Source organism: Sphaerospermopsis kisseleviana CS-549 (genome assembly GCF_028329225.1).
Taxonomy (GTDB): Bacteria; Cyanobacteriota; Cyanobacteriia; order Cyanobacteriales; family Nostocaceae; genus Sphaerospermopsis; species Sphaerospermopsis kisseleviana.
Window position 1 is genome coordinate 18,489 of record NZ_JAQMTI010000317.1, and the last position, 13,564, is coordinate 32,052.

General features: G+C 37.0%; 14 protein-coding genes and 1 pseudogene. 7 read left to right on the forward strand and 8 right to left on the reverse strand.

Annotated features, from left to right (window positions below; all coding sequences use genetic code 11):
- The first annotated feature begins 28 nt into the window (after positions 1-28).
- Complete coding sequence (locus tag PN497_RS24285; protein ID WP_272110990.1) at positions 29-1,012, forward strand: hypothetical protein; 984 nt, start codon at positions 29-31, stop codon at positions 1,010-1,012.
- A gap of 122 nt (positions 1,013-1,134) precedes the next feature.
- On the opposite strand, the gene PN497_RS24290 is transcribed toward PN497_RS24285, so the two are convergent.
- Together PN497_RS24290 and PN497_RS24295 are read right to left on the reverse strand one after the other, a co-directional pair.
- A complete protein-coding gene (locus PN497_RS24290; protein WP_096564946.1) occupies positions 1,135-1,776 on the reverse strand; it encodes a type I restriction enzyme HsdR N-terminal domain-containing protein in 642 nt (213 codons plus the stop codon).
- A 429-nt stretch (positions 1,777-2,205) separates the two neighbouring features.
- Positions 2,206-2,964 (reverse strand): Uma2 family endonuclease, encoded by a 759-nt coding sequence (locus PN497_RS24295; RefSeq protein ID WP_096564948.1) that lies wholly within the window; start codon positions 2,962-2,964, stop codon positions 2,206-2,208.
- Positions 2,965-3,319: 355 nt separating this feature from the next.
- Here PN497_RS24295 and PN497_RS25990 point away from each other — a divergent pair.
- Both PN497_RS25990 and PN497_RS24300 read left to right on the forward strand, forming a co-directional pair.
- Positions 3,320-3,529: pseudogene (locus PN497_RS25990) on the forward strand (hypothetical protein); the annotation flags it as partial.
- Between the two features lie 128 nt (positions 3,530-3,657).
- A complete protein-coding gene (locus PN497_RS24300) occupies positions 3,658-4,653 on the forward strand; it encodes a PRC-barrel domain-containing protein (protein WP_096564950.1) in 996 nt (331 codons plus the stop codon).
- A 105-nt stretch (positions 4,654-4,758) separates the two neighbouring features.
- On the opposite strand, the gene PN497_RS24305 is transcribed toward PN497_RS24300, so the two are convergent.
- Complete coding sequence (locus PN497_RS24305; protein ID WP_096564952.1) at positions 4,759-5,124, reverse strand: hypothetical protein; 366 nt, start codon at positions 5,122-5,124, stop codon at positions 4,759-4,761.
- A 270-nt stretch (positions 5,125-5,394) separates the two neighbouring features.
- Between PN497_RS24305 and PN497_RS24310 the strand changes: the two genes are divergently transcribed.
- Positions 5,395-7,788 carry an NACHT domain-containing protein gene (locus PN497_RS24310; protein WP_272110995.1) on the forward strand — a complete coding sequence of 798 codons (2,394 nt, stop codon included), beginning with the start codon at positions 5,395-5,397 and terminating at the stop codon, positions 7,786-7,788.
- A 322-nt stretch (positions 7,789-8,110) separates the two neighbouring features.
- Here the strand turns inward: PN497_RS24310 and PN497_RS24315 are convergent, their stop codons facing one another.
- Positions 8,111-8,680: a hypothetical protein gene (locus tag PN497_RS24315; RefSeq protein ID WP_096564954.1), complete on the reverse strand. Its 570-nt coding sequence runs from the start codon at positions 8,678-8,680 to the stop codon at positions 8,111-8,113.
- A gap of 119 nt (positions 8,681-8,799) precedes the next feature.
- Positions 8,800-9,900 carry a tetratricopeptide repeat protein gene (locus PN497_RS24320; protein WP_096564956.1) on the reverse strand — a complete coding sequence of 367 codons (1,101 nt, stop codon included), beginning with the start codon at positions 9,898-9,900 and terminating at the stop codon, positions 8,800-8,802.
- A gap of 83 nt (positions 9,901-9,983) precedes the next feature.
- On the opposite strand from PN497_RS24320, the gene PN497_RS24325 reads away from it, so the two are divergent.
- Positions 9,984-10,130 (forward strand): hypothetical protein, encoded by a 147-nt coding sequence (locus tag PN497_RS24325; protein ID WP_272110998.1) that lies wholly within the window; start codon positions 9,984-9,986, stop codon positions 10,128-10,130.
- Here PN497_RS24325 and PN497_RS24330 read toward each other — a convergent pair.
- The 3 genes from PN497_RS24330 to PN497_RS24340 all read right to left on the reverse strand — a co-directional run bounded on the left by PN497_RS24330 (position 10,127) and on the right by PN497_RS24340 (position 12,274).
- Complete coding sequence (locus tag PN497_RS24330) at positions 10,127-10,879, reverse strand: MBL fold metallo-hydrolase (protein ID WP_096564958.1); 753 nt, start codon at positions 10,877-10,879, stop codon at positions 10,127-10,129. The two genes, PN497_RS24325 and PN497_RS24330, sit on opposite strands and share 4 nt — an antisense overlap.
- A gap of 201 nt (positions 10,880-11,080) precedes the next feature.
- The gene (locus PN497_RS24335; RefSeq protein ID WP_096572527.1) at positions 11,081-11,848 is read right to left on the reverse strand and encodes a circadian clock KaiB family protein; all 768 of its coding nucleotides are present in this window, start codon (positions 11,846-11,848) and stop codon (positions 11,081-11,083) included.
- Positions 11,849-11,938: 90 nt separating this feature from the next.
- Positions 11,939-12,274, reverse strand: coding sequence for a hypothetical protein (locus PN497_RS24340; RefSeq protein ID WP_190348209.1), 336 nt, complete (start codon positions 12,272-12,274; stop codon positions 11,939-11,941).
- A 661-nt stretch (positions 12,275-12,935) separates the two neighbouring features.
- Here PN497_RS24340 and PN497_RS24345 point away from each other — a divergent pair.
- A complete protein-coding gene (locus tag PN497_RS24345; protein WP_096564960.1) occupies positions 12,936-13,307 on the forward strand; it encodes a hypothetical protein in 372 nt (123 codons plus the stop codon).
- 6 nt (positions 13,308-13,313) lie between these two features.
- Positions 13,314-13,439, forward strand: coding sequence for a hypothetical protein (locus tag PN497_RS24350; protein ID WP_272110999.1), 126 nt, complete (start codon positions 13,314-13,316; stop codon positions 13,437-13,439).
- The last annotated feature ends 125 nt before the right edge of the window (positions 13,440-13,564 follow it).

A 13,564-nucleotide genomic window follows, 5' to 3' on the forward strand; every position in this document is an offset into this window, starting at 1 on the left:
TTATCAAAATATACCTCATATTAAAGAAATGGCAAAGATTATATTAAATTTGTTGGATAATGGTTTAGATTATATCTATGTAGCAGTAAGACCCATATTTATTAAACACGACAGTTCTCAACATTCATGGAAATACTCTGTTTTACATCTGTATTCAGGAATTGAGTTATTACTAAAAGAAAAACTTAAACAAGAGCATTGGAGTTTAATATTCCAAGATATAAGTAGTGCGGACTCCAAAAAATTTGAAAATGGTGAATTTATTAGTGTCTATCATGATGAACTGGTTAAAAGACTACGAGGTATTTCAAAAGTCACTATCAACGACGAGCCAATTAAAAAGCTTAGAGATTTGAGAAATAGATTTGAGCATTTTGAAGTAAATATAAGTTTAAGTGAATGTGAAGAAATTGTGGTTGCAGCATTAGATGAAATTATAAAGTTCTGGGAAAATAACTTAAAAAGTATTAGCACAGTTGAACAACAGAAAACTTTTGAAACTATAAAATCAATTGTAACAGGATTTGAAACCTATAGACAATACAGATTAAGACAATTCCAACAAGCAATTGATGGGATTAATGAGAATAAAAATGGATTGATAGTCTCGTGTCCTGATTGTGGATCATTAAGTTTTGCCGTATTCAAAAATGTAGAGAAAGAGTGCAAATGTTTCGTTTGTGATACAAAATACAGAAAAGAAGATTACCTAAAAAGTATACGAGAATACGAGGAACGTAGAGATAAAAAATCGTTTGTTCCGTATGAAAAATATGATATAAATTGCCCATCTTGTAAAAAAGAAACAAGAGTAAGATATAGAATTTCAGATGATATAACTTTCTATTGTTGCCTAAGCTGCCTTCATGTAGAAAAAATATCACAAGAGGAGCAAACAAAATTAGAGATGAAAGAGTGGGTAAAAAATTTAGAGAAAACACATACAACAGAAGAAATTATAAAAATTTTGGAAGAAAAAGTGAAAGAACTGGATAATACTATTCCTTCTTAGTGTGATCGTTTATAATATACTGAATAGACAACATATATTAGAAAACCATTCAAGTATGGGAGCTATCTATGTTGTTACAAGAACTTAAAGAGCAGATATTTAAACTACCATCAAGCGATCGCCTAACGCCTTAAATCGCCAATATAAGTCCCAATTTGTTTAAGTCCCTGCAAAACTTGTATACGTTCTGATGTATTTTCAAGTAACCGATAAGTATGCGATCGCGTATATTGAGGGGCATCTTGGCTGCGATCGCATTTCAAAAACAATACTTCTCTGCCATTTGTCACCATTCCATAACAACTTGACTGCAAATTAGGAGCGCTCAACAAGTAGGTGAGTGCTTGAGGAATTCCTGCGGTAACGTCTAGCCTTGCAGGTTTTGATTCGATTACCAAAATCCAAAAACTATCTTGGATTACCAAAATATCAATTCTGCCTTGAACCACCATAGCATTAGCTTCGTCAGCAACTTCGATATTGGTGCTTACTTCTGCTTTTACCAAAAAAGGAGATTGATAGAAACCAGCCAAATCTAGCAATGGCGATACCACGACAAGCTTAACAATTTCTTCGAGTGGTGCTTCCTCTTGACTGAGATAGGTATAGTTACGAGTGAGGCGATCTAGTCCTTGTAGTTCCGCTTCGGTTAGAGTCGGCGCATTATTTAACCATTCATCAAAAAAGCGATCACTAGAATTGAGTCTCAAGCCGAAGGTTTGACGGAGATTGCTAAGGGTAAGGCTACTAGCATTTGTAATCACAGTTAAATCCTTGTAGCAATTACATGAATTTTAGAAGTTTAGGAATTTTATCTAGGTTCTAATACTTAATATACGATACATACGAAGAAAAGAGCGATCGCGTTCGCAAAGCGTCTCGGAGGGAACTATCGCTCTGCGGGAATCGCCAATCTATAATTATTAAGTGATCGCTGTATAAGAAATCATTAGAGTAAATAATATTGTGATATTTTGGTGTTGAGTTGGGGTGATCGCTTGCCGCAGGGTGTTATACGGAAAAATTCTGTATAATACTAATAACGACAGGTAATATCAGTAACAAACAAATTGAACAGCTTTTTCTACAAAATATTACTCAAATAATCGAATTGTTTTTGAGCTATGATTTTTTAGAAATGACCAGAGATATTTTGATTATTCATTAGTGCGAGTTCACCATTTATGGAAATACTACAAATTAACTCCTTTTTCTGCTAATAACTGTCTTAATCTAGCTAATTCTGCTTCCGCTAAATCTGCACGCTGCTTTTCCTGTTCTGCACGTTGCTTTTCTTGTTCCACAGGTGTAGGCAACCAGTTATTATCTCGATCATACCAACGTAGCCACGATCTAGTTAATCCTTGATATTCTCCATGCCATAATCCTAAACCCAATTCTGCTTCTTCTAACCATACCCCTAGTCCATTTATTGACAAAGGCTGATAACGACTCATTACCAACCCAAAACAATTAAACTCATCTGTATAACGGTTATAAACAAAATAATAGGGGATTCTCAGGATTTGTTCATAAACTGACCATTTATTAGGCGGTTGATTAACTTCCCTTAAACTTCTACCTAAATCTTCCGCTTCCGTACCTGGTGAGATCAATTCTATAGCCACAAAAGGATTTACTCCCTCCTGCCAAGTAACGTAACTTAATCTGAGTTCTGTTTGTTGATAAAATCGAGACACCCCCAACACCGCAAACCAATCAGGGCGTTTATACCATTGGGGATGGAGAGGATCATAATATAAGTTTAAATCACTGCCTGTAAATATATTATCTTCAGTATAGGTAGGTGGGCGAAACGTAAGGCGTAATAATTCAGGTTGTAATAAGTGAAATTCATCCGGCAATCCCCGTTCCTCCTGATTTTCACTAGGTAAATCATACATTGTAGGCAATGCTTCTTGAGGAGATAATGGTGGATCTATTTGATACATGATTGATTAGCTCCCTGCGTTAGCGTCGCCGATTGAGGATAAGGTTCGCAATTTGAGCATTTAAACTTATTATAACCACCTAGCTGAACATAGACGTGACTACAGGAGGATACTGTTGCTCTGGGTATGACTGTCTGAAAAAATCTCATTTGATGAAGCAATAAGCTGTTACACAGCTAAATTGTATAATCCTAATATTCTGAACTTTTGTGGAACAGGCATCTTGCCTGTTCCACTTATACAAATTAAATGCACAACAGCTTACCTATGCCAATTTTCCAAATATAGGTCTGAAACCCAATAAAATCGTGACGATATCAATAGGGTTTCAGCGTTTTGGCTAAGGTAAGGTATTGATGAAGTAGATATATTTTTGGATGGGGCAAACGTGGAAAGATTAGCTAGAATGATTAAACAACAAGCCCAACAGGCATAGTTTATTGTTGTCAGTTTGCGTCCTCCGATGATAAAATCAGCCGAACGTACAATTGAACGTACAATTGGCGTAACTCAACCTCAAGGTGATAAGCAAAAGGCAAAAGGCAAGAGTAGAATAATATTCTGACCAATTACCCATGACCAATTACCCATGACCAGTCACCAATTACCTTGATTTTCTGTTAAAAATAGTTTATATACAAACCGGATTACAGATTGCCTACGGCACGCTAAGATAACAGGACGACCTATAGAATGACCTCCGAACAAATAATTAGACGTTCCGATATATTAAACACCCAAGTAATTACCCGCGATAATGGCAAAAGGCTCGGTATCGTGAGTCAACTTTGGGTAGACATTGATCAAAGAGAGGTTGTGGCGCTTGGGTTGCGAGACAGCCTGATCTCTATCTCTGGACTGCCTCGCCAAATGTATCTTAGCAGTATCAACCAAATCGGTGATGTGATTTTGGTTGATAACGAAGATGTGATCGAAGATGTTGATGTGGAAGCTCTCAGTAACTTGATGAACTGGGAAGTGATCACGGAAACAGGGGAAGTATTAGGCAGAGTTAGAGGCTTTAAATTCAATGGCGAAAGTGGTAAAATTTACTCTATCGTCATCGCCTCCTTGGGAGTACCCCAAATACCTGACCAGTTTTTGAGTACCTATGAAATATCCATAGATGAAGTTGTCAGCACTGGACCGAGTAGACTAATTGTATTTGAAGGTGCAGAAGAACGGGTAAACCAGTTAACAGTCGGTGTTTTAGAACGGTTGGGTATTGGTAGAGCGCCTTGGGAAAGAGATGCAGAAGAAGAATATGGTTATTCTGCACCCCGCGCAGTTTCTCCAGCAAACCAGTTACCTAGCGGAGTACCATTAGAACCACCCCGGCCAAAAGTTCGCACTCCTGAACCTGTAGCACGGGAAGAGGAAGAATGGACGGAAGATTATATAGAAGAAGAACGTCCACAACGTCGGGTAATGGAAGCCCGCGCTTACGAATCCATACGCTACGAAGAGGAAGAAGAAGATAACTGGAGTGAAGCAACGAGTAGCGATAGATATCAAGCACCAGCACCTAAAAAACCAGCACCTCAACCCTACAGCAAAACCTACGCTGATGAATATGATGATTATGATGATGTAGAAGGTGATGCTTGGGATGATGCACCCAAACCTGTGAATATTCCTAAAAAGGTGAAGGAAAGACAGGTGGAATACGAAGAAGAAGGCGGATATTAAGTTTTGTAAATCTAGATCCCCGATTTAGTCAATAAGTCGGGGATTTGTTTCAGTGTCAACCCAACCGCGAAACCGGACGGGCTAGAAGCCCATCCCACAATATTATTACTTGTTATCTTTGTTCTGATCACCCTTGTTCTCTTCCTGATGATCTTCCTTGTTTTGAGATTTGAGAACTTGTACAAAGTCAGCTACAGCGTGGATAACCGTTGATATACATTCACCCAGATATTTCAATTCTTGTGGGTCAGATTTCCATACCTTGATTACCCCTCCTATTGCTACTATTACTATAGCTGTAGCAAAACCCCAGGCTACTGGACTATGAGGATGCTCAGACACAACTTTGTAAATGTCTCCTGGTTGCTGGGTTGCTACTTCAATAATGTGATCAGATTTGGTTTCTAAGGGAGTAGAAAATGGTAAGTTATTTACAACTAAATGGTTTTCTTGATTATTGAGTAAGGACATTTAGGAACTCCTGTGATTTGTTTTTGTTGTTCCCAAACTATCAAGTGCTTTCGGTGCAATTAAGCACAGTTGAGTTCAGTTAACTAAATGACATCTAATTTACATATCTAGTTACCTCAAACTCTTGTGGGGTGGGCATCTTGCCCGCCCTATTTATAAAAATTAAATTTTCAACTACACCTTAAATGACCTTAAATGATCTGTCAATCAAGATGTTATTTAAAGCTATAATCAACTCAATATATTAATCACAGATATTAATTTTTAAATATGAGTCCAAAACGCAACCGTGATACTGTTCGAGTCAATGAGGAGGGGAAAAAGCAGCTTATACAGGCTAAGGCTAGTAAAACAAACCATGAAGGTAAACTTTGGACATACCCAGATATTGCTACAGCATCTAATGTTTCAGAAGCCACGGTAAAACGGTTTTTTGCTAGAAAGGATGTTGATAGACCATACGCTGAAGCCATAGCTAAAGCTTTAAACTTAAACCTAGATGATTTAATTGACACCACACCCCCGGAAGATACTCCCCCAGTTCCACCAGAAAAAAAACGAGACAGTTCCATAAACTGGCCAGATATCTGCCGTGGAATGTTGCCAAAGCAAGCAACCAGCAATCAACTGTTGCACCAAGATGAAGACACGAAAAAAAAACGAGAACAGATTTATGTACCCTTAGCATTGGTGCAGCGTAAGCAAGTAGAAAAACGAGATAAAGGTGACTTTGCACCAGACGCAGGAACACAGTTATATGAACCAAACTATGAACAAGAACAAAAATTTGAACATGGGGCTTTTTTAAGTCAAATTTTAGAAAAGGGAGAAGGTAAAACCAAAGGAAGACAAGTAGCATTAATAGGTGAACCAGGTGCTGGGAAAACCACGCTGCTACAAACTATTGCTGATTGGATTTTAGATCAAAATTTAGGTTTACCAATTTGGATTTCTTTGGCAGATTTGGGACGAAATGGTAATGAAATAAATTTACAACAATATATTTGTGAAATTTGGTTAAAACAGGCTGTTTCAGCTACAGAATTGACTCCTGAAACACAAGCAGATTTCCAGCAGCAAATGGCACAGGGACGGGTGTGGTTGCTGTTGGATGGTGCTGATGAAATGTCTGTGGGGACTCAGTTTCACCAACCTTTAGAAACTATCGCCCAGCAGTTAAAAGGATCGATACAGCAGACAACGCGGGTGGTGTTAACTTGTCGGTTGAATGTGTGGCAAGCTGATGTTAATGCACTAGCGGATTTTGAAACCTATCGCTTACTTGATTTTGATTATCCCTCACAAGTGCATCAGTTTATTAATAATTGGTTTGGCAATAAAGAAGAAAGTGAAAAAGGCGAAAGGTTAAAAAAAGAATTAGGTAAAACAGAAAAAGCACGGTTGCAAGATTTGATTCAAAATCCTTTGCGGTTGACGCTGTTATGTAGTATTTGGCAACGGGAAGAAGGAAATTTACCAGAAACCAAAGCGGGACTATATCAACAGTTTGTCAATTATATTTATAACTGGAAAATCAATCAATTTCCTACTAAAAAACAACAACAACGAGAATTAAATACAAGTTTAGGTAAATTAGCACTGCGGGATATAGACGCAGGTGGTTCGCGGTTTCGCTTGCGTGAGGATTTTATTATTAAAGAATTGGGAGATCCTGATGAGGAAAATTCCCTGTTTTATCTGGCTTTAAAACTGGGTTGGTTAAATCATGTGGGTATAGCCGCAGAATCACCAACTCAAAAGGTTTATGCTTTTTATCATGCTACCTTTGAGGAATATTTTGCAGCTTTAGCTGTTGATAATTGGACATATTTTTTCCATCATAATGCTGAAAATTTCAGTCAAGGTACATATCGGATTTTTCAACCCCAGTGGAAGGAAGTAATTTTATTGTGGTTGGGAAGAGATGATGTAAATGAGGAACAAAAAGAAGCATTTATTCAAGCTTTATGCAGTTTTCAGGATGGATGTGGTGAATTTTATCAATATCGTGCTTTCTTATTAGCTGCTGCGGGAATTGATCAATTTAAAGAATGTCAGTTATCAGATCAAATTGTAGAAAAACTTATTCGCTATGGCTTTGGTTATTTTGACAAAGATCAACAAAATTGGGTAAGATTCACTGACACATTAGCAACCGCAGCTACAAAAGTTATCCCAGAAACAAATCATCAACAAGCTATCCAGGCTTTGGTTGATTTAATCGGCAATTCTGATGATGAAGATACCAAGAGAAGGGCGGCTGATAGCTTAGGAGAAATAGGAAATGGCAATAAAGATGCTATCCAGGCTTTGGTTGATTTAATCCGCAATTCTGATGATAAATATACCAAGATAACGGCGGCTGATAGCTTAGTCAAAATAGGAAATGGCAATAAAGATGCTATCCAGGCTTTGGTTGATTTAATCCGCAATTCTGATGATGAAGATACCAAGATAACGGCGGCTGGAAGCTTAGATAAAATTACAGAAATTGAACAAATGACAATGGTAATTACCAATTTGCAGAAATATTTACCAAAAGATGTTTATGAAAGGTCTTATTATAGTTTTAACTATGGAATTTATCAACTTTTCTGGAACTTTGCCCAAAATCTGAGTTATCCTAAATTTTATGCAGCTTGGCAACAAGGAATGGAAAATTAAACAAATGGGAGTTCAACGAAAATAATCTGACCCCTCTCCAAACCTCTCCCCCACTGGGGGAGAGGCTTTAATTTCTCTTTTTCTATTAATAAAAATTATTCTTTTTCCAATACTGTTGGGTTAAGAGTTTTTGTAGGTTGGGTTAAGCGATAGCGCAACCCAACAAAAGCTTATAAATGTTGGGTTTCGTTCCTCAACCCAACCTACGTGAGTTTACTTAGGACTTGCTCTTTTTCTATTAATAACAGTTATTCTTGTTCACTCTCCTTGTAGGAGAGGGTGAGAGAGAGGTTTTTCCCATACTTGGAAAATTCAAAATTAACTATGGTGTAATCACAGATTTAGCCATTTCTACCAAATCTTTCTGCTTACCTGCTTTTATGCCAATAGTGTACTGTACTCCCTTTTGTCGCCAGGTTAAGGTAGAATCAGAACAATTAGCACCACATTTAGCATCTACAAAATAAGCAGTTGTACCTTTAGCTAAAGATACCGCTTTACCAGTTAGTCTAGGGGTTTTACTATTAATAGCTTCCGCACTAATCATACCAAGACGGCACGCTGTACCTCCAGTACAATCAGGGCTAAATCCTAATAAAATATCATACTTATTTTTGTTAGCTGTTTCGATAATTGCGTAAAGTGGGTTTTCTCCTTCCAAACCAGGAATATAGTTAGGTAATAAAATTGTAATTTTCGTGTTTTTCTTTAATTTGGGCAAAATAGATTTAAAAACTGGATGGGGTTGAGCAGTTTTACTATTAACCTGCTGTTTTGCTATTACCTGCGGCTTATTTTTTACCGATGCTTGAGCAACATCATGAAAATAGCTGCTACTAACTAGGAAAAATAAAGCTAACAAAGCACTACTTTTTTTAAAATTGAAAATCATATTCACACACCTGGGTCATTAACAAGAATATTACAAATATAACACGCAGAAACCAGGTTTCTTAACATGATTACAAATATTCTGACTCCTGACTCCTGACTCCTGACTCCTGACATTCTTTAAAAATTTAAAATATCTAAAGATTCTTCAATTTCTAAATCTAAAATCATTGCTTGAGTATCTTTATGTTCTTCTATTTTTCCATTTTGCCAATACAAATCCGCTGCTTTCTGGAAATCCTCAATTGCTCCCTGTTTATCTCCTATAATTAATCTGGCATTTCCTCGATGATAATAAGCATCTGTATAATTAGGTTTAATTTTGATCACTTTACTAAAATCATTGATTGCTGCTTCATAGTTGCCTAAATCAAAATGAGCATTACCACGATCATAATAAATATCTTCATCATTAGCATTTATCTTAATTGCCTGATTATAATCTTCAATTGCTCCTTCATACTCCCCTAATTCATAACGAATATTACCTCGATGTTTATAATCAATAATATCATCATTATTGTCAAGAAAATCATCCTGTGATTCAATTTCTTTGATTATTTTTTTCTGTTCATAGAAAATCTGCGGATTTTGTGAATCTATATGATCATTATCTATAGCAGTGGGGAAATTTTCTAAATAAGATAATAAACCTCCACCGTATAATAATTGATGGATACCAAAGGAAATTTTACCAGTTTTTAATTTAATCATTGTTGTAGGTAAAAATCCTGCTAAAAATAAATGATATTCTGATTGTGCTTCATTAACTTCTTGTTTAATTAAAATACAAACAATAACTGTATTTTTTTCAACTTCCTCTGCACTTACCGACCATCTTACCTGCTCAATTGTACCATGACGAGATTTAACTTGTATACGAATTTCTGGATTTTTAGTTAGTGTAAAATCATGTCTTCCATCTCCTCCCATTCGTTTTTCATAATCAACTTCTGTAATTAAATCTGCTAAACGTTCTTTAACAACTTCTTCACCTAATTTACCTTTAAGATTACTAATAAAAACGTTACGAACTGGGGAAGTACGTTTATATTTTTCTGCCATTAACCAGCAAAAATTTCTTAATATTGTTAATCTTTCTCCTGAAATAATAGTTAATTCACTATGATTTCCTGGTGTTTCACAGTGCAGTAAACAACCAGAATTTAATCTTTTAATAAAATCAGATTGTAGCGATCGCAATAAAATAATCCAATCCATTTATCATTGGTAATTGGTAATTGGTAATTGGTAATTGGTAATTGGTAATTGGTAATTGGTAATTGGTAATTGGTAATTGGTAATTGCGTTATTTATCTTTTTACCAATCACCAATCACCAGTCCCCAGTCACCAGTCCCCAGCGATGCACTGAGCTTGTCGAAGTGTCCCCAGTCACCAATCACCAGTCCCCAGTCACCAGTCACCAGTCACCAGTCACCTACTTCCTAAAATGTTACCTGTTCACCAGGTTTAGCTGCAATAACTCGCGTAGCTAAATTGTTTTTTTCTAATAATCCCTGAAATTCTTCAACACTTCCCTTTGCTTGCAAAAAGTTGTTTAATACACCCTCAAATTGAACATCTCCACCAGCAGCAGTAGGAAGAATAATTCGCGGTTGTAACCATTTAGCAACTTCTAAAGCACTATTCATTCCTTTAATTATTGGTAGTCCCAAAGGTAAACTTAAATCAATAATTGGTGTAATTACCACATCTACTGGTGCAAACTGCTGGAGTTGTGTTGAGTGATTTCCATGCGGTTCATAATACAATTTTCCGCCACTTGCTAACTCTGTGATCAGATAACCATTTTCTAACAAAGTTGGTCCAATTTGAGAACCGGGAAAAGCTTTAATTTCTACTTGATTATTTAAAGTGAAAGTCTCACCATGATCAAGAGAGGTTATATTTTTATAACCCAATTCTTTTACTACTTTAGTTGCATTGGGAGACGCGACAACTTGAATATTCTTATCCAGTTTTTTCAAAGTGGGGGGATGTGCATGATCCTCCAAACCTTGAGACAACAAAATCAAATCTATATTTTCTGGTATTTGTCGATCTTGCGTTCGAGAACCTTTAAATAACCAATCTAAATTATTAAAGGTTAATGAGTCCACCAACCAAGGATCTAAAAGTATCCGCTGTCCACCAATTTCCATTAACCAACTATTGCTGTCTAACCAAGTGAAATACATAACTTTGAAGGTAGTAAGAGTAGTGCTGATTTTTATTATTAATTATAATATTAATTATAATATTAATTATAATATTAATTATAATATTTGTTATAATATTTATTATAATATTTATGATAGTTTTACGAACTGATCACGCTGATTTTAAACACGAATACACGGCTTGTTAATTACGAATTATCAATTATCAATTATCAATTATCAATTATCCTTCGCTCCTAATATTTGTAATAGTTTTTCCACATTATCTATATCTCCTACTATACGCCGAATTGGATGAGGCCAAACCTTAACGAGTGTAGGAGTTGCCGAAACCTGATCAATTTCTGCTTGCTCTGGATGTGTTAAAACATCAATTACCTTGAGGGTGTAAGGATAACCAAGCGATCGCTCTAATAAATCGTGTAAATTTTCTAAAATGCGCTCAGTATTCATACTATGTCCAGCCACAAATAAACGCAATACATAACCTTGACCATTCAATTTTCCCTGTTGTGGATGTAAATGATTTTGCTGATATCGGGATGGTATATCTGCACGATCTAAACGCACAATTAAATCATGATCTTCCCAGAGTTGGGGAAAAGAAGAACGATAAGTAGCTAACACCATGCGATCGCACAAACCCTCTTGCCAAGGTGCTGTTTGCCACACTATATCCCCCGTCCCAAAAATTGCCCTTAGCACCGACTGATGACGCATCACCGCCGGATAAGCTTCCGCAAAAGTCTGTACTTGTTGTGTCCGTGGATTTAACCAATGATCAATAGTAGCTGTATAACAAGGTACTAAAAAATGCGGCGGCTCTGATAAATCCAGAATTTCCTGCAAAGCCCCACACAGATGTAAATGCCATCGACCTTGCTTACTAGGGTCAATACAGTAAATTAAATCTCCCCCTGGTGTAAAAAGAGCAATACCTTTAAACAACTGGGGTGGAGATAGTTTGTCTGTGGTTAGCTTGGTCATTATGCTTTTGGGGACTGGGGACTGGGGACTGGGGACTGGTGACTGGGGACTGGTGACTGGGTAATCAATTTTATGTTTCCCAATCAACTGTCAACTATCATCCGTTTCTGGATAGTTCGTTACTTGAATTTCTCCTCGGTTACGGAAACGGGGTATTTCACCTATCCCCAAGTGAACGTCAGAATATCCTTGATCAAAAGCTTCTTGCACAATTTGAGCTAGGGTCAGTCCCGCAGGTGGTTTAGAAGTTGCCGGAACTGTTGCCCTTGGTGCTGCCATTGGTGGTGGTGCATTGCCAGCTGGTGAACCTACTCTGGGATTCTGCAACATTTGTGTATTATTACGTTGTGTCATAGATGTTGCTACCGGTGGCGCTGGTGGTGCTGGTGGTTTGGGTGGTAGATTGCGAGATGGTAATTCTGTCATATATCTTCATCAATATAACCTGGTTTTACACAGGTTAACCTTCAGTATTAAAACATAAATATTTCTGTAATGCTACGCAATTTTTCTACCTTAAATTACAAATACTTAATCTTTCTACCCCCAGATGAGAAATTTGTCAGCTATGGAAGGTAGCAGGGAAGAGGATTTGCGGCAACTTTACCTTTAGTTACATACTTCGGTTTTTTACGCCTTTCTACTTAGGACTTAGGCAAGATTGGACTAAAAACCTGATTCTTACGTAGGGGTAATTCATGATTACCCCTGCTTTCGTTTTGTTTTGCATCAGTCCTGCATAACTTTTTCAGCCCAGTCTCTTGAATTATGAGAAGCAATCCTAATTTTGATAAGAAATGTTAAGTAAAGCAGGTCATTAATTTCGGAGATCATGATTGGACTATTCTCTCCACAAGGTTATATTCCTCAAGATATATGCTCAAGCAAGACTGACTACACAAAGGGGCATTTGAGGAGATATCCATAATTACAAAAAATAAACTGTAAAGTTTAGTAAAGAAATGCTCATCTTTTCCATAAGTTTCTATATACTGGATTTCACTGAATCAAAACAGTTAACTCGTCAACAGCGAGGCACAACTGAAATTCAAATTTAAACTTTGCTGTGTATTTGGGAGGAAAAGTCATGGTTTCGGCTCAAAGCTCTAATCAAGGGAAGACCTACTCCTTGTTAATGATTAAAAGCTTTTTAATCTGGACTTTCACATTGGCAGTATGTTTGTTGGTTGTCGGTTTTCCATTAGTTGTAGTAATGGCTACGGTCGGATGCCTGTTGTCGATAGTCCTACAATCTGTAATGCCTGTCAGTGCTGTGTTGCTGGTAGCAGGTGGTTTAATCATGTTCAATGTTTTGACAGTTTTGATCGTGGCTGGTGTACTAACTGCTAAAGGCATTCATCCCAAGGAAGTTAAATGGTTAAGCTGGCTACATGGTGAAGCAGAAAAAGTGCAAACCACGGTTTATGCTGCTTGTCCTTTAACTTGCGAACTCAAATAAATAACATTGCTAAATTCGACAAACAGTGCATCTGCCCGGTTAAGCCGGGTTTTTTCATGTTTGAGGGAACAGGTGATTGGTGACTGGGGACTGGTGATTGGTGACTGGGGACTGGGGACTGGTGACTGGTGACTGGGGATTGGTGATTGGGTAAAAATAACTAATGACTAATAACTAATGACTAATAACTAATAACTAATAACTAATAACTAATAACTAATAACTAATGACAAAAGTCTCATGTCTAATGTCTAATA